Origin of the sequence: Anabaena sp. CCY 9910 (assembly GCF_963920875.1) — a bacterium.
Lineage (GTDB): Bacteria > Cyanobacteriota > Cyanobacteriia > Cyanobacteriales > Nostocaceae > Trichormus > Trichormus variabilis.
Map to the genome: position 1 here is coordinate 1 of NZ_CAWUDJ010000128.1, position 287 is coordinate 287.

1 protein-coding gene is annotated in these 287 nt (G+C 70.4%); it reads left to right on the plus strand.

Annotation, left to right across the window (positions count from 1 at the left end):
• Positions 1-26: 26 nt before the first annotated feature.
• The coding region (locus ACM5QX_RS29585) for a hypothetical protein (RefSeq protein WP_414756763.1) at positions 27-287 on the plus strand (261 nt) is incomplete at its 3' end.

Genomic DNA, 287 nt, shown 5'->3' on the forward strand with positions numbered 1-287 from the left:
TGATCGCGGGCGCGGGCCTTGCGCTCATGGTCATGGCGATCAGCGCGGCGGCGTTCTGGTTCGGCGTCTGGTTCCCGCCGCTTGCGGCGATGACGGGACTGGCTCTGGCCTATCCCTTGTGGAGCTGGCGGCGGCTGGCGGCGGCGTCCGCCTATATGCAGATCGAGGTGGAGGCCTTTGCGCGTTCCAGCCCGGCGCCCCGTGTCGTCAATGCCCTGGCGGGCGGGGATGTCGTGGCGCGGCAGGTGGAGACGTTGCGCACTGCGGTGTCGGACCTGCGCGATCTG